The following is a 21,478-nucleotide window of genomic DNA, read 5'->3' on the forward strand; positions in this document are numbered from 1 at the left end:
ACTAATCTATCTCATTTTTCATTTTCAGGTCATTTGCAGAACTTTATTTAACTGCAATTGTTATTCTGTAAATAATATCATAAATATCATGACTTGGGTTAACTTAACTTCAACAGAACAGCTTGACGAGATCAAGAATGCAAGCGGTTTTAGTCTAATTTTTAAACATAGCACGCGTTGTTCAATTAGTTTAATGGCTAAAAGGAACTTCGAATTCGATTGGGATGTTATTCCGTCAGAAACAAAACTGTACTTTTTAGATTTAATTAGCTATCGTGATATTTCTAATCGGATTGCAGAAGTATTTCAGGTAGCACACCAATCACCTCAGATTTTGTTGATTAAAAATGGAGATTGTGTACTAGAAGCATCGCATAGTGATATTTCGGCGGATGAAGTTGCAGAAGTGATCGCGGCATAACCATAAAAAATTCACTAAAAGGGTATTCAAGTTATTGGATACCCTTTTTTTAGTATAATTCGTTTTTTAAGAAAAGCTGCAACTCTGTATCTGTCAGTAGTGTTCCGAAGGGCACTACGGATTGCAGCATAGAAAAGAGTCTCCGACTCGCGCTTTAACATTGAGTTAAAAACTCAATATCATTCACCAATTCGTAGAGACGCTACGCTTAACTCTACGAACAGACATGTTTTTTAAGAAAAGCTGCACTTCTGTATCTGTCGTATCTGTCCGTAGTGTTCCGAAGGGCACTACGGATTGCAACATAGAAAAGAGTCTCCGACTCGCGCTTTAACATTGAGTTAAAAACTCAATATCATTCACCAATTCGTAGAGACGCTACGCTTAACTCTACGAACAGACATGGCTAGCAACAAAAAAGGTCTCGGTTTATACCAAGACCTTATAAAATCCATATTTGCTATAGCTAAGCTACTACCGTATTTTCTATTTTCAATACTTTCGATGTTCTTGTTCTGGTTTCTTTGCACAGTTCAGGATCCTGCGCAAGCGATTTTCCATAAGTAGGAATCATTGCCTTAATTTTTGCCTGCCATTCATCAGTCGCTAAATCATCAGCAAAACAACGGTTTAACAAGTCAAGCATGATAGAAACTGCTGTTGAAGCACCAGGTGATGCACCCAACAAGGCTGCAATAGAACCATCAGCGGCACTTACCACTTCTGTACCAAATTCTAAAATACCACCTTGTTTCTCATCCTTTTTAATCACTTGAACGCGTTGACCAGCATATTCCAGTTCCCAATCTTTTAATTCGGCTGTTGGCAAATATTCTTTCAACGCCTCCAACCTATCTTCCGGCGATTGCCTAACCTGCTCAATTAAATATTTTGTTAAATCGAGGTTATGTAAGCCTGCCGAAATCATTGGACGGATATTGTTAAATTTTATCGATTTTGGCAAATCCAGGAATGATCCATTTTTAAGAAATTTAGTAGAAAAACCTGCATAAGGTCCAAACAATAATGCCTGCTTACCATTAATCATACGGGTATCCAGGTGTGGTACCGACATGGGTGGCGCACCAACAGCGGCTTTACCGTAAACTTTAGCATGGTGTTTTCTGATAATTTCTTCGTTGGTACATTTTAACCATTGTCCACTAACCGGGAAACCGCCAAAACCTTTTCCTTCAGGAATATCAGATTTTTCTAACAATGGTAATGACCCACCACCAGCACCAATAAATACAAATTTGGCTACACGTTTGCGCTTGTCTCCGCTTTCCAGATCTTTAACCTTTACAATCCAATTGCCATCTTTATTCTTTTTAAGATCTCGGATTTCGTGGTTGAAATACAGGTTAACATTGCTTTCTTCCTTTAAATGGTTAAACATATCACGGGTTAAACTACCAAAGTTAACATCGGTACCCAAATCCATTTTTGTAGCCGCAATTTTTTCACCTTTTTTACGGCCGTCCATAATTAAGGGTGCCCAGCTTTTTACAAGTTCAGCATCCTCTGTATATTGCATGTCGCTAAACAGATCGCATTGCGTTAATGCATCGTAACGTTTTTTAAGGTATTCTACATTCTTTTTACCCCAAACAAAACTCATGTGAGGAATGTTGCGGATAAAATTACCAGGATCAGAAACCAGTCCCTTGTTCACCAGGTATGACCAAAATTGTTTAGAAACTTCAAAATGTTCTGCAATTTGAACAGCCTTTTTTATCTCGATAGTGCCATCTTTATTTTCGGGCGTGTAGTTTAACTCGCAAAAAGCAGAATGTCCCGTTCCAGCATTATTCCATGCATCAGAACTTTCTGCTGCCGCAATATCTAAACGTTCGTAAATTTCTATGCTTAAATTAGGCTCTAATTGTTTTAATAAAACACCAAGGGTCGCACTCATGATGCCAGCCCCTATTAAAATTACATCAACGTCAGTTTTGCCAACTGTCTTTTTCTTTTTTGTCATCTTAGTTTAAAGGAGTTACAAATTTAGAATGATTTTAAACATAGCACGAATTTTAAGTCATTAAATCTTAAAAAATTGCCTAAAAATTAGAAATATTTTCTTTTTTCAAATAACTTATAATCAAATTTTAATCCAAAAAACAGTTTGAATACGAACAAGCAAAAAAAGACATTAGCCGCTTATTAAAAGCCAATTATTAACTTGCTAATCGCACCACCCATTCCTTTAAAATATTTGCCATTTTATTCATAAATGACTAAAAAAAATTAAATTTCGACAACAAATCCAGTCGTTTTACAGACGAAATGATGAAGAATCTATAATTCTGATTTTTTTCCAATCCTAAAATGTTAGTTTTATAAATCTATTTGCTTAAAACATAACATGAAGAATTTAGTTTTATTTTGCACCATACTATTTTTAGCTGCCTGTTCTGGCGAAAAAACCGATCAGCTTTTGCTCGAACTCGACAAAAAGAAACTGGCCGAAAATATTAACTACGATAAGATCACTTTTTATAAGTTTGCTAAAATAGCTGTCCGCTCAACTGCTGTTCAGGACACTACCCAGCCCGAGTATCAAAAATTCAGCAAACAGGCGCAAAGTGTTGTTCGAACCTTAAATAAAGTGAACGGGCATGGAAATGAAAACATTTCTGTAATAGATGCCCTAAGAATGTATAAAGAATATCGATCGGTTAAACAGTTTGTGAAAGAAACCGACGAAGATGTTTTCCCTCTCTTAACTGCTGGACTTATTGCCATGAATAACCGAGCAAGAACCCCTGCTCCCTTTTTTAAAGATTTTAACAAAGCCTACTATCAAAACATAGAACATGCCATTTTAAGCATGGCTGTGTTAACTACAAGAGATTTAGGGCAGCCTTTTGCATTATACGAATGTTCTAAAACCCAGCCCGAGCTACTTGATGACTGCGAAATTAAGACCTTGCTCGAATTTGTCCGCGGCTTTTTATTTTTTGGCAATAACCTATTTTATCTTTCAGAAGATGGCCTTTCCAGAAACATTAAATGGCTGGATAAAAATGAGAAGATTCCGCTACCTTATACAAAGTCATTCTTTGGCTGGAGCCATTTAAATGATGCGCAAACCCACGTTGCTTTTCATAGTATGAATTACCTTTTCAGAGGCTTTGACCGCATGAGGATGGAGCGAAAAATTGACGAAGAAAGATCGCTCGAAGATTTTGAAGCTTTTTTAAACGATATGAATAAACTAGGCGTCCAAAACGAACTGGTTTGGGGAATAACAGCTTATTTGAATTTAAAGAGAGAGAGGCCCGAGAAATCACTTCCGGCATTGGAAAAATTGAGCAAAAGCCCTTTATTTTCTAACAGCGAGCGCGAAGCCATACAACAAACGATAGTTTACGTAAAAGACCGCAAGTCAGACAAGGCTTTAACCAATGTGTATGATAAAGCATTTATCGGCAAAATTGCGACTAAATACATGATCGAGGTACTTTCGAAAATAGATTGGGAAAAACTGATGAAACAGCAGGGTGTTCCTTATACCGAAGAGGTATTTGCCGGCATAGATAAGTTTAAAACACTTTCCAATGCTGTAAGTCAATATACTCAGCCTTCAACGTTAGAAAATAGCAAGAAAGAAATTGGCAAAAAAGGCAGCGAACTCCTTGAAAAAGCTAAAGGATTGTGGAATTAATTGCAATCGCCATGATAAGTTATGAGATTCGTCATTCCCAACTTGATTGGGAATCTTACTACATTATACATGCTTATAAGATTCCCGCATATGCGAGAATGACGAATACACTGGAAACCTCCCCTATCAGTTTTTAAGCTTCGCTTTAAATATTTTTTCCAGTTTCTCTATTTTTGGCTGGATGACTAACCTGCAATACGGCTCACTCCCATTTTTATTGAAATAATTCTGGTGATAATTTTCGGCTACATAAAAAGGTTTAGCAGCCTCAATAGCGGTTACCACTTTTTTACCATAGGCATTAGTTTTATTCAATTCTGCCTTGTACTTTTCTGCCAATGCTTTTTGCTCTGGTGTATGGTAAAAAATTACAGAGCGATATTGTGTACCACTATCAGCCCCCTGGCGGTTTAATGTTGTTGGATCATGGCTTTTCCAAAAAACCTCTAATAAGTCATCGTACGAAATAACCATTGGGTTATAAGTAATTTCCAAAACCTCGGCATGACCGGTAGCCCCCGTACATACCTCTTCATAAGTTGGATTGCTTAATGTGCCGCCTTCGTAACCCGATTTAACTGAAATTACACCTTTTAATCTTTGAAATATGGCTTCTGTACACCAGAAACAGCCCATACCGAAAGTGGCCTTTTCTGTCTTTTTTCCTTGTGCATTGGCTTGGTTTAATGCCAATACGGCAAGTAGGATCAAAATTATTCTTTTCATGTGTGTGTTTAATTATTAGTTGTAAATAATGGCTAACCTTGTGGCTGCATAGAATTATTTATGTTTAATTATACGGAAAATAAAAGGCTGTAGTTTGCATTCTAACAATAATGGATTTTGTATGACAATCGCAACAATTTGTTAGTTTTACTGTTAATGTTAATAACTTAAATTACTGATCAACAAATTTTTAAATAGACAATCCATCAGCAAAACGCACTTATTAACAATTCTTTCTAAATTCGTATAACATTAAAATTTAAAATTATGTCAACACCGTATATTCCTTGTTTAGATTTAGGTTCCTATATCAATGGTTCTGAAGAAGAACGTAAAAAATTTTCTGATGAACTGGGCAGGGCTTTTAACGATTCGGGTTTTGTTACCATTACCAACCATGGTTTAAGCCAGGAATTAATTGATAAACTTTACGAAAACATAAAAGCTGCCTTTTCGTTACCTATTGAAATCAAAAGGAAATACGAAAAACCAGAATTAGCAGGTCAGCGTGGTTATACTAGTGCAGGTAAAGAAACGGCTAAAGGTGCTAAAACACCCGATTTAAAAGAATTTTGGCAAATTGGGCAGGAAGTTACTGATGGTGATCCTGTTAAAAATGAATATCCTGACAACGAAATTTTAGAGGAGTTACCTGAATTTAATAAAGTAACGGGAGATATCTATAAAAAATTGGAAGAAAACGGAACGCATTTATTACGTGCCATAGCTACCTATTTAGCATTGCCGATCAATTATTTCGATAAGCATGTCCATAATGGAAATTCGATTTTGAGAGGTATCCACTACTTCCCGATCGAAAATCCGGAAACCATTCCTGATGACGCGGTACGTGCTGGTGCACATGAGGATATTAACCTGATCACCTTACTCATTGGCGCCAGTGCCGATGGTCTTGAAGTATTAACACGAAGCAATGAGTGGTTGCCAATTAAAGCACATCATACAGATATTGTGGTAAATGTTGGCGATATGTTACAGCGTTTAACGAATAACAAATTAAAATCGACCACGCACAGAGTGGTAAACCCTCCACGTGAGCTGATGAAAACTTCACGATTCTCTGTACCATTCTTTCTACACCCACGCAGCGATATGGATTTAACCAGTTTACCATCAACCATTGATGCGGAACATCCTAAAGCTTATAGCGATATGACAGCTGGAGAGTATTTAGATGAACGATTAAGAGAAATTGGATTGAAGAAGTAGTTCGGAGTCGTGAGTCCTCAGTCATGAGTCCCTCGCGAATCGTAAACAAAAATAAAAGCATCGGCTAAAACCGGTGCTTTTTTGTTATTTTGAAATATGCATTCTACAAAATTAGAAGTTTTCGCCGAGATTGACGGGATTGGTTCTGCCTCAGGCTTGTTCCTTCAGGAAGATTTGCTGTATATCATTGGCGATAATAGTGGCTATTTGAACGAATATAACATCAAAACCAGGAAGCTACGTAAAATTCAGATCTTATTTGATAAAACACTCGGTCAGTTAGAAAATATCCCTAAACCCTTAAAACCTGATTTCGAAATCCTTTGTCAACATGGAGATAAACTCTATATTTTAGGTTCGGGTTCTACACCTAAAAGAAACCTGATGATCGAATTCGATATAAAAACACAAATAATTGTTCAAAAAGAACTGACCGATACCTACAATAAGCTTAAAACTATTGCCGGAATAGATGATGAGAATTTTAACCTCGAAGGTGCAATTTTTACGGGAACCGAATGGATGCTTTTTAACCGTGGCAACGGGATCGATGCGAAGAATGGTATATTTAAAATTGAAGGGACCGATCTGACCAAAGCCGAATGGATTAAATTTAACAGCTTTAAACTCGCAAATATTGATCACGTAGAATCATCTTTTACTGATGCTACCCTGGTTAAAAATGAAATATTTTTCATTGCCACAGCAGAGGATACCAAATCTACTTATGCTGATGGAGAAATTTTAGGCAGTTTTATTGGCAGCATTAACCTACAAAACCTAAAACTAACTTTTAGCAATAAAATCTCAGGCAGGCATAAGTTCGAAGGCCTTACACTGCTTCATCAAAATGAGCGGACGACCACATTTCTTTTATGTGAAGACCGCGATACGGAAGAACTTAAAACGGTAATTTATAAGTTGGTAATTAATTTTTAGATAGAAGAGCTGTCAACTTTAATAGCCTGTTTTCCAAAAAGTTGACAACTATAAATTTTAATTTTTCAACAAACTCCTTACACTAACCTTTGGCGTTTCTCCAGCCGGCACAATAAAAATCGCATCGTTTTCGATTACCTGCCCTTCATCAAAATAGTATCCGGCAGTAACCGGAATAATGGCTGTGATTGATTTTCCGTCTTTATCTTTTGTAGGATAGGTGACATTAATTAAATGGCTTTTCATGCTCACCTGAACCTTTTTTGAGGTTAACCTCGCACCTGTGGCATTCACACAATCCAATTCTATTATTTTAGAACTATTTATACCCGACAGATCCAATGAATTTGCCAAACGGATGTTAAAAGATTTGCCCGTATTGTTTTTTATAGAAGCTAAAACTTTGTAGCGGTCGAAGTCCTGGTCTTTTATGGTCAACTTTTCTTTATTAGTAACAGAATAGGTTACAGCAATTCCGTTTACATTTACGGTTTCTCCATCTTTAATCTGCTGTGCATTTGCGATTGAAATCACTGCCAAAAAAGGCAATAAAAAAGTTAATGTTTTAATTAATTTCATAGTATTAAGCTGTTTCTAGGTTTGTGTTCTGAAATTAAGAATAAAAATAAACTTGATCAATGATTAGCTGATTCTATTTCTTCGATTCGTCAATTGCTTTGTTTACCACATCTTGTATCCTACCCCTGATTTTCAGGTTAGAAAGTTTATCGGTAACGGTAGGGTTAACACGATTTGACAGAAACACATAAACCAAACCACGTGATGGATCTACCCAAACGCAGGTTCCGGTATAACCCGTATGTCCATAAGTTTGTGGTGAAGCCAAGTTAGAAGGGTAATGCTTGGTACTATCCGGATCCCAGCGATCGAAACCCAAACCCCTGCGACTCACATTTGATTGTTTCGACGTAAACATATCTACTGTTGAGTTTTTGAAATACTCCACCCCACCATAAGTACCATGGTTCAACAGCATCTGGTAAATAATGGCCAGATCGTTGGCGCTGGCAAATAAACCCGCATGGCCAGATACACCACCAGCCAAAGCTGCGCCCTGATCGTGAACGTAGCCAACTAAAAGCGTTTTTCTGAAATAAGTATCCATTTCTGTTGGAATAATCTGCTCCGGTTTAAAACGGTTCCGTGGCAAGAAACCTGCGGTTTGCATGCCCAATGGTTTATAAAAGTTTTCGTAAGTATATTGATTTAGCGGTTCTTCGCTGATGTGCTCTACAATATCTTTCATTACATACATACTGATATCGCTGTACACATATTTACCACGGGTTTTTATTGGCGAATTGAGCATTTTTGGCCACATAAAATCTTTAAAAAAGCCTTTTTTGATATAATAGTTATCGGCTACTTTTGTTGGATATGCTGCAGATGAATCTCTGCTGTAATCGCCGGTTTTCACATAATCATGAAAAGGAATGTAAGGGATAAAACCAGCCTGGTGTAACATTACCTCGCGCACCTGGATATTGTTCATTGGGGTGGTACGCGCTTTAGGGATATAAGCGCCAATATTAGTGTCTAGCTTTAGTTTTCCTTCTTCGAACAAACGCATTACCGCAGGTGTTGTCGCTGTTATTTTGGTTACGGAAGCAAGATCAAAAATATCAGTTACCTTATCTGGCACATTGGTATCATAGGTGTGAGTGCCATAAGCCTTATTAAAAATCACCTTCCCATCCTTAGCGACCAAAACCACCAGTCCTGGAGTAGCTTTCTGTGCTATTGCTTCAGCAGCAATCGCATCGATTTCTTTTAAATTGTTCGAATTTAAACCTGCATCTTCGGGCACAGTGTATTTTAAGCGCGTGGCTGTTGTAGTAAAACCAGAGCCCGTAGTATAACGAGAAGAATAAGCAGTAGTTAACTTATTTGAAGCAGCAATGCCTCCAAAAATATATTGCGGTACAATGGCTGCCGCATCTGCATTGTTCTGACCGGCCCATACAATTGGCGATTTTAACAGATCAAATGATTTTAAGCCAGGTCCGTTACCAAAAAAAGAGATAATTACCTGTTTATTTTTACTGATATTATTAATGAAGTTAATGTATCTGTCTTTATTTACATTTTGATCATCAATAGCAATTAAAATGGTATTGAAATATTTAAGGTCATCTTCTAAATCGTTCAAATTCAGGCTATCTTTATAAGAATCGGCAGAAAATGATGTAATTTTATCGTATTTATTGGCCAAACTATCGAAAACGATGCTATAGGCAAAACCCAGGCTAACCGAAGCAATATTCTTCTTCTCTAATGATTTCAAAGGAATAATTCCATCCTGGTTGTTTAACAATACTGTTGTGTTAGCAATCGCATTGGCAACAGCCAGTTTTTTCTCATTCGCTGTATGATCCTGTGCGCAAGCTATTAAACATAAAACATTGCAGCAAAATGCTACAGCCAGGATACACAATCTATTTCGCTTCATATACTTTTTCTCCGTTCAAATAGGTTTTTAAGACTTTGGTTTTTAATATGTTCTGTGGTGTTGATTTTAAAATATCGTGATCGAGCATAACAAAATCAGCTAATTTCCCTTTCTCCAAACTTCCTTTTTCTTCTTCCTCAAAATTGGCTTTGGCGGCCCAAATGGTCATTCCGCGTAAGGCTTCTTTTGGCGTTAAAGCATTTTCAATCTGAAAGCCGCCTTTCGGAAAGCCTTTTACATCTGCTCTTACTGTTGCTGCATAAAACGTTAATAATGGATTAATGTTTTCTACCGGGAAATCGGTCCCCAGGGGAATCCAACCATTTTGTTTTAACAATTGTTTGTAGGCATAAGCACTTTTTAACCTTTCGGCACCTAAACGCTGTTTAGCCCAGTACATATCGGAAGTAGCATGCGTAGGTTGAACCGAAGGAATAATACTGGCTTTGCCGAACAGGTCAAAATCTTTAGTGTTAACTACCTGTGCATGTTCGATACGCCAGCGCTGATCGTTTTTACCCTTTAATATTTTATTGTAGATATTCAGGATTACCCGATTCGCAGAATCGCCAATAGCATGGGTACACATCTGGAAATGATTGGCCGCAATTTTTGTAGCTACTTCTTCAAAATGTTTCTGATTGCTCAACAGAAAACCTGTTTTATTCTGCATGTCGCTGTAAGGATGAAGCAAGCAGGCACCACGTGAACCTAAAGCACCGTCGGCATATACCTTAAAAGCCCGAACATTTAACCGATCGGTTTTAATTGGGCCACGGTTAAAAAGATATTTATAATTATCAGGCTCATCTGAAAGCATTACATAAAGCCTCATTTTCAATTTATTAGATTGCTGCAGTTTTTCAATGAATTCTACCGCCAGGTAACTCAAGCCGCAATCATCAATAGTGGTTAAGCCAGCAGCAAAACAGTTTTTTTGTGCATCTAAAAATATTTTTTCGGCCAACTTAGCATCTGGTGATGGGATTTTACGTTCTACTAAAGTTACAGCATTATCAATTAACACACCGGTGAGTTTTCCATTTTGGGTAAGCATATCGCCGCCTACCAATTTTTGCTCACTCTTAATACCAGCATCATCCAATGCTTTTTGGTTAGCAATAGCTGCGTGCCCATCAATACGGTTTAAAAACACCGGTCGACCGGGAAAAAGTGCTGTCAACTTTTCATTGGTTGGGAAAGCTTTATCCTGCCAATCGTTTTGGTCCCATCCATTACCAATTAACCAGCCATCAGGATGCGTTTTGGCAAATTCTGTTAAACGTGCAAGTACTTCATTCCACGACTTTGTTTCCCGCAGATCGGCTGACTGCAAACTTTGCCCATAACCATAAAAATGTGCATGTGCATCTATAAAACCTGGATATATAGCTTTTCCATTGGCATTAACTTCTTCTTTGGCACTATATTTACCTTTTATCTCATCACTTTTACCCAGCGCGAGGATTTTTCCACCTTTTACTGCGAAAGCTTCAACCGTATCAAACTTACTGTTAACGGTATAAACTTTGGCGTTGTAAACAATTAAATCAACTGTTTCTTTTTTAGAGCAGGAAGTAAAAAGTAAAGTAAGCAAAAGGCTGTATAGGATGGGTTTCATATCGATAAAGATAGAAAATTGAAAGCATTTGGATTTGTAAATTCGGTTTTACAGAAATGTCTATTGTCATGCTGAGGCACGAAGCATCTGTAACCGATCAGCACATCTGTTTAATTCTTCTGGCTAATTCAGTGACTATATTTATTCGGTAAAAGATTCTTCACTGCGTTCAGAATGACAGCCAAATCCGTGGCCTGTCTCCACAGACCACTTTCCTTTCTCTTAGCATTTCGTTAAGACTGCTGTATTATTGATAATATTTTTTTGCCACGGAGGCACAGAAAGCACGGAGAATATATCTTGAGTGAATTAAATACCAGTAAGCCTGGGAAAAACTTTCAGTAGTTCAGAATGCCAGGCCTACGTAAAATAAACCTGATGGGAACGGCACCTTTTTGGCTGTCACCCTGAGCGGAGTCGAAGGGGAGCCAAAAGTATAGTGTACAGCAGGACTACCGGAACCAATTGATACAGGAACCTGCTTTTCAAAAAAAACCTCGGCAGGAATAACAAATTGTTCCTGACAAAGATTCTTCACTACGTTCAGAAGGACAGCCAAATCCGTGGCCTGTCTCCACAGACCACTTTCCTTTCTCCTAGCATTTCGTTAAGACTGCTGTATTATTGATAATATTTTTTTGCCACGGAGGCACGGAAAGCACGGAGAATATATCTTGAGTGAATTAAATACCAGTAAACGTGGGGAAAAATTTTCAGTAGTTCAGAACGCCAGGCCTATAAAATAAACCTGATGGGAACGGCATCTTTTTGGCTGTCACCCTGAGCGGAGTCGAAGGGGAGCCAAAAGTATAGTGTACAGCAGGACTACCGGAACCAATTGATACAGGAACCTGCTTTTCAAAAAAAACCTCGGCATGAATAACAAATTGTTCCCGACAAAGATTCTTCACTACGTTCAGAAGGACAGGTAGCAATTCAATCCTATTTACCAACAGTCATTTACATGTTGAGTTTTAAACAAATCAGGTTCCTTAAGCTTATTTTGCATAATTTAGCGAATTCACTTTGCCTTACTACATGACTGATATTATTCACTTATTGCCTGATGCTGTTGCCAATCAAATTGCTGCCGGAGAAGTTGTTCAACGACCTGCTTCTGCAGTAAAAGAATTGCTCGAAAACTCGATAGATGCCGGCGCAGATAAAATTCAACTGGTAGTAAAAGATGCTGGCAAGGCATTGATTCAGATTATTGATAATGGCTGTGGAATGAGCGTTACCGATGCAAGGATGTGTTTCGAACGCCATGCTACATCTAAAGTAAAAAAAGCTGAAGATTTATTCGCTATCCGCACCATGGGTTTCCGTGGTGAAGCCATGGCTTCTATTGCGGCCATTGCACAGGTAGAAATGAAAACCCGCAGGCATGAAGATGAAATAGGTACGTGCATCTCTATTGAAGGCGCACAGGTAACCAATCAGGAACCCGTAGCTACCGCTCCCGGAACGCAGATTTCGATTAAAAACCTGTTTTTTAACACGCCCGCCAGAAGAAACTTCCTTAAAAGTAATCCGGTAGAAATGCGCCATATCCTGGATGAATTTCAGCGCGTAGCATTGGCACATCCGGGTGTTTTTTTTAGCCTCCACCACGATGGGGTTGAAATTTTCAACCTGCCAAAAGGCAATTTAAAACAGCGTATCGTTCATCTTTTCGGGAACAACTATAACGAACGTCTGGTTCCCGTTGAAGAAGAAACCACGATCATCAACCTGAAAGGATATATCGGAAAACCTGCTTTTGCAAAAAAAACCAGGGGCGAACAGTTCTTTTTTGTGAATAACCGTTTTATTAAAGACCCTTACTTAAACCACGCGGTAAGCTCTGCTTTTGAAGAGTTATTGCCTGATGATAGTTACCCGCTATATGTATTGTTTATTGAGATCGATCCATCTAAAATCGATGTAAACGTACATCCTACTAAAACAGAGATTAAATACCTTGATGAAAAGTCGATTTATGCAATCATGAGATCGGCAGTAAAACGGTCTATCGGACGATACAATATCTCCCCAACTTTAGATTTTGATCAGGAAACGGGTTTTAGTAATATGATTACGCATAAAGCGGTTGAAGATATTGTGCCACCGAGCATTAATTTCAATCCTGATTTTAATCCATTTGCCAGCGATAGCAGCTCTACCTCTGGTTACGCTACGTCGCCAAGAAATTACGATGCAAAACCGAGTGCCAAAAATTGGGGTTCTCTTTACGATATAACCGAACAACCTGTTGTAGCGCAAACTTCTATTTATGCTGATGAGACTGTTATAGAAACCAAACAGAAACAATATATGCAATTGCATAACCGTTACATTGTTTCGCAGATCAAGTCGGGTTTGATGGTTATTGATCAGCAAATGGCACATGAGCGAATCCTTTATGAACGTTTTCTCGTACATCTTGACGACCGCAAAGGCGCATCGCAGCAGAGTTTATTTCCGCAAACCATTACACTTAATGCCAATGATTTTGAATTGGCTAAAAGTTTATTGGAGGATATAAAAAGTTTGGGCTTCGATGTACGGGAATTTGGGAAAAATACGTTGGTAGTAGAAGGCGTACCGGTTGATCTGGGCAGCAGCAATATTAATGAAACGCAATTATTTGAACAGTTGATTGAGGGCTTTAAAAACTCACAACAAGAATTAAAACTGAGTAAACGCGATAGCCTCGCTAGAAGCCTGGCTAAAAACAGTGCGATAAAAGCAGGGACAAGCCTTGGCCAAGAGGAAATGAACACCTTGATTGATGAGCTTTTTGCCTGTAAAACGCCTAACTTTAGCGTGAGTGGCAAGCCGATTATCCAAACCATTACTTTGGCCGAGCTGGATAAGAAGTTTGAGAAATAGGTTTAGGGTTTAGGGTTTAGGGTTTAGGGTTTAGGGTTTAGGGTTTAGGGTTTAGGGAAAACAATTGAAGATTAAACTTTGCCGCTTAAAAACAAGAAAAAAATTAAATGAATAACATATATATTCCACCGGTAGTAAAAAACCTACTGATTATTAACGTTTTATTTTTCGTAGCCAGTTACCTGCTCACCACGCTCCACCTGGATGATCGGTTAGCGGTATATTATTTTGATTCTCCGAAGTTTCAGATATGGCAGCCCATTAGCTATATGTTTATGCATGGTGGCATAGCACACATCTTTTTTAACATGTTTGCTTTGTATTCTTTTGGAAGCATTCTCGAATCGAGATGGGGTGGCAAAAAGTTTATTATTTTTTATTTCATTACCGGATTGGGCGCATTGGCATTGCAGTGGGCCGTGCAGGCTTACGAGGTACACCAGATTATAGGCAGCGCCACCAATAATGGAAAAATAAACCTTAACGCATTATTTCAAGGCGAGTTTAATACTTCACAACTCTCTATGGCGCAGGCAGTTACCCTCAGGAGTATTTATTTTGGCGGCATGGTTGGCGCTTCTGGTGCTATTTTTGGTTTACTGGTTGCCTTTGGTATGCTTTATCCAAATGCCGAATTATTAATCATGTTTATTCCGGTTCCGGTAAAAGCTAAATATATTATACCCATTTATATTTTAGTAGAGTTATCTTTGGGTGTTGCCCAGTTTGAAGGCGATTCTATTGCCCATTATGCGCACCTGGGTGGGGCCTTAATCGGCTTTATACTGGTTAAAATATGGAAAGATAAAAACGATACATTTTATACCCTCTATGAATAATACTTTCAAAGATTTAAAATACAAGGTTTTTCAATCGGGCAACCCATTATTCTTTTACATTGGGATTAATGTAATCCTGTTTTTAGTTACCGCTATTATTGGCCTGATTGTATTTTTTGGCCGCATTCCCATCGATGCTAATTTATGGATCAGAGAATATGTAGGCCTACCTGCCAGTATTTCAAAACTACCCGAACGTTTTTATACCCTATTCACGTATATGTTTTTTCATGACGGGATTCTCCACGTTTTGTTTAACATGCTCGGCTTATTTTGGTTCGGCAACATATTTATGAATTTCTTAAAAAGCAGGCAATTTCATTTTGTGTACCTCGCAGGTGGCTTGTTTGGTGGTTTATTTGCCCTTGCTGCATTAAATATATTCCCTGTTTATGCTGATGGATTAACTGGCGTAACCATTATTGGTGCATCAGCCGCCGTAATGGCCATTATTTTTGCTACGGCAACACTGGTACCAAATTACAGCATCATGCTGCTTTTCTTCGGTGAGGTTAAAATTAAGTGGATTGCCATTGTCTATTTTATTCTTGATTTTATTGCTATCGGCTCCATAAATGCTGGTGGAAGTTTAGCGCATATTGGCGGTGCACTTTTAGGCTTCACTTTCATTAAAAGTTTGCAAAACGGAAGAGACTGGAGCAAAGTGTTTGAGCGCAAGCCGAAACTAAAGGTAGTTCGGAATGAAAAACCTGTTAAAAAACCTGAATTCAAAGGTGGTGTATCACAACAGGAAATAGATACCATTTTAGATAAAATATCTACTTCAGGATACGATAAATTAACAGCCGTAGAAAAAGAAAAACTATTTAAGGCAAGTAAAGATTAATGGCCACGAAAAAGAAGAAATACAATTTCATGGATAAACTCCTCTTGCCTATTGCCGTTCTTTTGGCAATAGCTTTGCTTTTAGGAGTGCTGGCCGGAAATATGGATCCAAGAAAACACGCCATTATTGCTTTTTTCGGACTTGCCTATCCCTTTGTCCTATTCGCTAATATTATCTTCCTGGTTTGGTGGTTTTTAAGCAAAAAATGGGTTTTTGCAATCGCTACCATTTTGGTTATCGCATTTGGTGCCAAAACTTTAAAAGCCACCTTTGCCATTGGCGGCGATGAAGGTGGTGCCGAAAAGGCTGATCATAGCATCAGAATGATGACCTATAATGTACATAGTTTTAAACTATATGGCGAAGACAATACCGAATCGGTAAAAGAAAAAATGCTCCAGGTAGTGAAAGACCAAAATCCTGATATTATCTGCTTTCAGGAGTTTTTTACCCGCTACAAAGGTGCATTTGATACGGTTGATAGCTTAAAGGTACTGCTAAACACCAAATATTATTACTTTGTACCCACCAATAAAAACGATTACGAAGCCACAGGTTTAGCTATATTTTCTAAATTCCCCATCAAAAATTCTGGCAAAATCCCTTTTGTTGAGGGCTATCCCGGCAACATGAGTATTTATGCTGATTTAAATATTAAAGGCAAAACCTTAAGGGTTTACAATGTACATTTTCAATCTATTTCTTTCGAAAAACAGGATTATGAATACCTAGATAAGGTTAAGGAAATGAATACCGAACTACAGCCATCTAAACGAATTTTAAGAATGCTGAAAAGTGCTTTTTTTAAACGTAGCGGTCAGGTAGATATTATGAAAAAGGAAATGGCCACCTGCAAAACACCCTACCTTATTGCAGGCGATTTTAATGATACGCCAGCATCTTACGTAGTTACGCAGATTACAGCCGGCTTAAACAATAGTTTTATTAAAAAAGGCAATGGTTTTGGCAAAACCTATAATGGTAAATTCCCTAATTTTCAGATCGATTATATTGCCACTTCCAAAGAACTTGAGGTATTAAATTACAAAATTACCCAGGCTAAATTATCTGATCATTTTCCGGTAAGGAGTGATTTGAGGTTTATCCCCTAAGGCCGATCTTATGGTGCGTGAAGACACGAACCATGGCGATGGAAAAAGCTACACTTTCGATTGTGGTTTAAGGATCTTTCATATGGAGCGCATTGCCTCTACAAGACACCAAGTTTCTTCCCGTTTTCCGCTTTTACGCTTCGCTTCCTCGTGCCTCGTTGCTGCAGGGTAACACTGCAACCGGGGCTAGGTGGCCGCAGTTGCATTTCATTTTTGGGGTTGCAGGGTGCAGAACCCTTGTTCATAAACCCGATTGCCATGTAAAGCCCACAGCGCAGCGAGGACTTGAAATAAAAGCGGGACTGAAAACCGCCAGAAACCACAATCCATTCATTTCCTAATTCTAAAAATTACATTTCATATTTGGAGCGCATTGCCTCTACAAGACACCAAGTTTCTTCCCGTTTTCCGCTTTTACGCTTCGCTTCCTCGTACCTCGTTGCTGCAGGGTAACACTGCAACCGGGGCTAGGTGGCCGCAGTTGCATTTCATATTTGGGGCTGCAGGGTGCAGAACCCTTGTTCCTAAACCTGATTGGAGCGAACACGAAGTGCAACGGAGTAAAGCGTAAAGCAGGGCTGAAAACCTCCAAGAACCACAATCCATTCATTTCCTAATTTTAATAAAACTCTTTCATAATTCGTCATCTGAATTTATTCCATTTCGGTCGGTCAGACACCAACCGATAATAAATTACCCGACCGAAAGATCCTGAAACAAGTTCAGGATGAGGGTGTAAAGAGAAATATATCATCAATTACAATGATGAATTCCTATATAAATAGCGACTGAATAACGCTTTGTTATATTTTCTTACCATACATCAACAATAGGTTTATTCGTTATTTCCATATTTGCCTTATAAATTTTAAAAAAAATCTTCAAAATATGAGCTTAATAGATGCCCTAAACTGGCGTTATGCCGTTAAGAAAATGAATGGTCAACCTGTTGATCAAGAAAAAGTTGATAAAATTATTGCTGCAGCACATCTGGCCCCAACATCATCTGGTTTGCAGCCTTTTAAAGTGATTGTGGTAACCAACCAGGAATTAAAGGAAAAAATTGCACCGATTGCTTTTAACCAATCGCAAGTGATCGATTCTTCTCACCTCCTGATTTTCGCAGCAAACGAAAATTACACAGAAGAAGGTATAGATGAAGTTTTTGACAGAATGAATGCAGAGCGTGGTTTACCTTTAGACACGACAGATGCTTATAAGGCACAACTTAAAGGCATGCTTTTATCCAGAACTGCAGAAGAAAACTTCAACCATGCAGCCCGTCAGGCGTATATTGCTTTCGGTATCGCCATTGCAGAAGCTGCAGTATTAAAAGTAGATGCTACACCAATGGAAGGTTTTAACGGACCTGCCTTAGATGAACTTTTAGGTTTAGATAAAAAAGGGTTGAAAAGTGTTACCTTATTGCCTTTAGGCCACAGGGACGAAGCTGGCGATTGGTTAGTGAACCTTAAAAAAGTACGTACACCAAAAGATGAATTCTTAATTGAATTTAAATAACAGGCAAACAACATTATATTTAAAACAGGCCGCTTTTAGCGGCCTGTTTTGTTTATAGTTTTTTATATTGGGTATCTCAAAACAAAATCCGTCATTGCGAACCGAAGCGCCGCCAGTGGATCGGCGTGAAGCAATCTTTACCTAATAAATTTAACTCCATTGAAAAGATTGCTTCGTCGGCTGAAAAGCCTTCTAGCAATGACGCAGGCGGTTAGTCTGAAGCCTGCTGTCGATTAACCGATTTAAACAGTTCTTAGTTTTCAATTTTTCAGCTTACAATTAACCGGTTTAAACAATTAACCAGTTAACTTAAAAAGCACTTCATTCTTAGATCATGAAACAAGTTCAGGATGACGATAAACGTGGGATTTTGTGTAAAAAAATGTTAAACCTCCCTACAATTTAGGCGCTCTCTTTATAATTGGATATATTTACGGGCTTTAATATCCAATCCATGAAGATTTTTAGATTATCGTTTATCATACTGTTACTCTTATCAGCACTAAGTTTTTCTTCTTCGGCCCAAACCGATACTGTAAGTATAAATACCATCATTACCAAAACCAATAAGGTATTGAGCGATTACCCTGCTGAAAAGATTTACCTTCATTTTGACAAACCTTATTATGCAGTAGCCGACACGGTTTGGTTTAAAGCTTATGTTACCGAAAACCAGAATTTTTTATCTGGCATCAGTAAAATCATTTATGTAGATGTGATCAACCAGAAAGATTCGCTGATCCAAACCTTAAAATTACCCATTACCGGTGGTTTTGCTTATGGCAGCTTTCCTTTAGATCAGATTAACTATAAACAGGGTAACTATCACATCAGGGCTTACACTTTATGGATGCTTAACAGTGATGATCCTGCTTATTTTAACAAAACTTTTTACGTAGGCGAAGCCATTGATAAAGAGGTAAAAACCCACATTACTTATAAAAATACCTCTACAGATAAATTAGAAAAAATTGATGCGCGTGTACAATTTAAAGATGCCAACAATAAACCCTTTGCCAATAAAAATGTGAGCTGGCAGGTAGTGACCAGTTATACTGTAATTGCCAAAGGCAGAGGCACAACAGATGCCAATGGTTATTTAACCATCGCCATGAGCAATGCACAGAAGGCAGAGTATCAATTACAAAAAGGTGAATTGATTACCAGCATTAATACCACGGATAAAGATGTGGCAAGCAGCAGCTTCCAGCTTAAAAATGCAATCGTAAGCAAAGATTTTCAATTTTTTCCTGAAGGTGGGAGTTTAATTGCTGGCTTAAACAATAAAGTCGCTTTTAAGGCCATTAAAAGTGATGGTTTGGGTATTAACTCAAAAGGTACAATAACCGATAACGATGGCAAAACTGTTGCTGCCTTTACCGCTCAGCATCTAGGAATGGGCAGTTTTAACTTGTTGGCAGAAGCTGGAAAAACCTACAAAGCGACAGTTACTTATGCTGATGGTACTACTCAAAACTATAATTTGCCTGCAGTTGCAGCAAATGGGATTGCAATCAATATCGATAACAGCAATGCAGATAATGTGGCCATAAAAATTGCAGCCAATGATGCTTTCTTTGAGCAAAACCAAGGCAAAAAGTTTTATTTAATTGCGCAGAGCAAAGGCGTGATCTGCTATGGTGCACAAACGGCATTATCAAACAAAGAATACAATACAACCGTACTTAAATCTAAATTCCCGAATGGAATTGCGCAATTTACCTTATTTAATGAATTTGGTAAACCATTGAGCGAACGCTTGGTTTTTGTTCAGCATAAAAATACCATGGCGGTAACGCTAACCAGTGCTGCAACTACTTATGGAATCAAGAAAAAGGTTAAGATAAATGTGGCTGCCAAAAAAGATGGCGCCCCTGTAGAAGGTAGCTTCTCGGTAGCTGTTGTAGATGAAACCAAAGTTCCATCCAGCGAAGATGCAACCAGTACAATATTAACAGGCCTGTTATTAAGCAGCGATGTTAAAGGTTACATTGAAAAAGCAAATTATTACTTTAATGCGCCTGATGCCAAGAAAAATGCAGATTTAGATGTACTGCTCCTCACCCAGGGTTACCGCAGTTTTAAATATACCGACATCATTGCCAATAAATTGCCAAAAATTGATTTCTTACCAGAACAGGGCATAGAAATTTCTGGTATTTTACGTCAAAACAACGGCATTCCGGTGAGGAAGGGCGCGTTGCTTTTGAGCATTCCAGATAAACGCTTTAACCAGGAAGGTACAACAGATCCGGTAGGAAACTTTAAATTCTCAAACCTGGTATTTAACGATTCATCGAAAGTAACCATTACTGCTAAGTACAATGTAAACTATAAAAACATGACTTTAAGCTTAAATGGTGCACCGATACCAACACTAACCAGAAATTTTAGTGCAGCCGAAGAGGTTTTAAATATCGATAGTGCTTTAACCAGTTATTTAGATAACAGTAAAAGACAATATGCCTACCTACATACATTAAAAGATGTAACCATTAAAGCCGCAGTGGTTCCGAAAGTAAGTCATAAGGATTACCCTGCATTGAGCGGACTAAGCCAAATGGCCGACCATGAAGTGAGCGGCGATCGGTTTAAGGGTTGTGGTTTATTGATTAACTGCTTACAAGGCATGCTGGCAGGCGTTACCTTTGCCGATAATAACTTTTATGTAACCCGCGATTACAACCAGGGCAAAAAAATCCCGATGGGTATTTTCATTAACGGTATGAATGTGGATGTAAACCAGATTAATACTATAGATGTTAACCAACTCGAATCGGTTGAGGTATTTTTAAGAGATGATTTAGGTTTGGTAAACCGTGCCAACAATGTAAATGGTGTAATTGTATTTAACCAGAAAAAAGCACCTAAAGGTACCAGGATTACAAAAGCTCAGTTAATGGATATGCTTCCTAAATACTATGAGCTTACCTTCTCGCCACAAGGTTATAACAAAGAAAAACAGTTCTATTCACCTAAATATGACGTACCTGCCAGCATGAACCGGAACGATTTAAGAACCACCATTTACTGGAACCCTAAAGTAGTTACGGATGCAACGGGTAATGCTTCTTTTGAATATTACAACGCTGATGGTAAAGGACAGTACAAAGTAATTATTGAAGGTATAGATGCCAATGGAAATTTAGGAAGATCGGTTTTTAAGTACACCGTAAAATAGATAGTTGATGGAAAATGTAAGATGGAT

The 21,478-nt window shown here is 38.2% G+C and carries 15 protein-coding genes; 10 read left to right on the plus strand and 5 right to left on the minus strand.

Annotation, left to right across the window (positions count from 1 at the left end; all coding sequences use genetic code 11):
• Positions 1 to 88 precede the first annotated feature (88 nt).
• A complete protein-coding gene (gene ytxJ, locus OQX63_RS10745; RefSeq protein ID WP_265850873.1) occupies positions 89 to 421 on the plus strand; it encodes a bacillithiol system redox-active protein YtxJ in 333 nt (110 codons plus the stop codon).
• 466 nt (positions 422 to 887) lie between these two features.
• Here ytxJ and OQX63_RS10750 read toward each other — a convergent pair whose 3' ends face one another.
• Positions 888 to 2,405 carry a malate:quinone oxidoreductase gene (locus OQX63_RS10750; RefSeq protein ID WP_265850874.1) on the minus strand — a complete coding sequence of 506 codons (1,518 nt, stop codon included), beginning with the start codon at positions 2,403 to 2,405 and terminating at the stop codon, positions 888 to 890.
• Positions 2,406 to 2,789: 384 nt separating this feature from the next.
• Here OQX63_RS10750 and OQX63_RS10755 point away from each other — a divergent pair, with 384 nt between their 5' ends.
• The gene (locus OQX63_RS10755; protein WP_265850875.1) at positions 2,790 to 4,091 is read left to right on the plus strand and encodes a hypothetical protein; all 1,302 of its coding nucleotides are present in this window, start codon (positions 2,790 to 2,792) and stop codon (positions 4,089 to 4,091) included.
• A gap of 126 nt (positions 4,092 to 4,217) precedes the next feature.
• Here OQX63_RS10755 and msrA read toward each other — a convergent pair whose 3' ends face one another.
• The gene (gene msrA, locus OQX63_RS10760) at positions 4,218 to 4,817 is read right to left on the minus strand and encodes a peptide-methionine (S)-S-oxide reductase MsrA (RefSeq protein WP_265850876.1); all 600 of its coding nucleotides are present in this window, start codon (positions 4,815 to 4,817) and stop codon (positions 4,218 to 4,220) included.
• Between the two features lie 267 nt (positions 4,818 to 5,084).
• Here msrA and OQX63_RS10765 point away from each other — a divergent pair, with 267 nt between their 5' ends.
• Together OQX63_RS10765 and OQX63_RS10770 are read left to right on the plus strand one after the other, a co-directional pair.
• On the plus strand, positions 5,085 to 6,047 hold the full coding sequence (locus OQX63_RS10765; protein ID WP_265850877.1) for an isopenicillin N synthase family dioxygenase: 963 nt from the start codon (positions 5,085 to 5,087) through the stop codon (positions 6,045 to 6,047).
• 96 nt (positions 6,048 to 6,143) lie between these two features.
• Positions 6,144 to 6,986 carry a DUF6929 family protein gene (locus OQX63_RS10770; protein ID WP_265850878.1) on the plus strand — a complete coding sequence of 281 codons (843 nt, stop codon included), beginning with the start codon at positions 6,144 to 6,146 and terminating at the stop codon, positions 6,984 to 6,986.
• 57 nt (positions 6,987 to 7,043) lie between these two features.
• On the opposite strand, the gene OQX63_RS10775 is transcribed toward OQX63_RS10770, so the two are convergent.
• The 3 genes from OQX63_RS10775 to OQX63_RS10785 all read right to left on the minus strand — a co-directional run bounded on the left by OQX63_RS10775 (position 7,044) and on the right by OQX63_RS10785 (position 11,077).
• Positions 7,044 to 7,565: a hypothetical protein gene (locus OQX63_RS10775; RefSeq protein WP_265850879.1), complete on the minus strand. Its 522-nt coding sequence runs from the start codon at positions 7,563 to 7,565 to the stop codon at positions 7,044 to 7,046.
• 73 nt (positions 7,566 to 7,638) lie between these two features.
• A complete protein-coding gene (locus OQX63_RS10780; protein ID WP_265850881.1) occupies positions 7,639 to 9,456 on the minus strand; it encodes a serine hydrolase domain-containing protein in 1,818 nt (605 codons plus the stop codon).
• On the minus strand, positions 9,443 to 11,077 hold the full coding sequence (locus OQX63_RS10785; RefSeq protein WP_265850882.1) for an amidohydrolase: 1,635 nt from the start codon (positions 11,075 to 11,077) through the stop codon (positions 9,443 to 9,445). Before OQX63_RS10785 ends, OQX63_RS10780 begins: the two co-directional genes overlap by 14 nt.
• Before the next feature lie 1,038 nt (positions 11,078 to 12,115).
• Between OQX63_RS10785 and mutL the strand changes: the two genes are divergently transcribed.
• The 6 genes from mutL (at position 12,116) to OQX63_RS10815 (ending at position 21,451) form a co-directional block, all read left to right on the plus strand.
• A complete protein-coding gene (gene mutL / locus OQX63_RS10790; RefSeq protein WP_265850883.1) occupies positions 12,116 to 13,951 on the plus strand; it encodes a DNA mismatch repair endonuclease MutL in 1,836 nt (611 codons plus the stop codon).
• A gap of 107 nt (positions 13,952 to 14,058) precedes the next feature.
• Positions 14,059 to 14,790, plus strand: coding sequence for a rhomboid family intramembrane serine protease (locus OQX63_RS10795; protein WP_090501023.1), 732 nt, complete (start codon positions 14,059 to 14,061; stop codon positions 14,788 to 14,790).
• Positions 14,783 to 15,637, plus strand: coding sequence for a rhomboid family intramembrane serine protease (locus OQX63_RS10800; RefSeq protein ID WP_265850884.1), 855 nt, complete (start codon positions 14,783 to 14,785; stop codon positions 15,635 to 15,637). Before OQX63_RS10795 ends, OQX63_RS10800 begins: the two co-directional genes overlap by 8 nt.
• 29 nt (positions 15,638 to 15,666) lie before the next feature.
• A complete protein-coding gene (locus OQX63_RS10805) occupies positions 15,667 to 16,749 on the plus strand; it encodes an endonuclease/exonuclease/phosphatase family protein (protein WP_265850885.1) in 1,083 nt (360 codons plus the stop codon).
• Between the two features lie 888 nt (positions 16,750 to 17,637).
• The gene (locus OQX63_RS10810) at positions 17,638 to 18,270 is read left to right on the plus strand and encodes an NAD(P)H-dependent oxidoreductase (RefSeq protein WP_265850886.1); all 633 of its coding nucleotides are present in this window, start codon (positions 17,638 to 17,640) and stop codon (positions 18,268 to 18,270) included.
• 454 nt (positions 18,271 to 18,724) lie between these two features.
• Positions 18,725 to 21,451, plus strand: coding sequence for a carboxypeptidase regulatory-like domain-containing protein (locus OQX63_RS10815; RefSeq protein ID WP_265850887.1), 2,727 nt, complete (start codon positions 18,725 to 18,727; stop codon positions 21,449 to 21,451).
• Positions 21,452 to 21,478 lie beyond the last annotated feature (27 nt).

The sequence above is a fragment of the Pedobacter sp. PF22-3 genome, assembly GCF_026239555.1.
Lineage (GTDB): Bacteria > Bacteroidota > Bacteroidia > Sphingobacteriales > Sphingobacteriaceae > Pedobacter.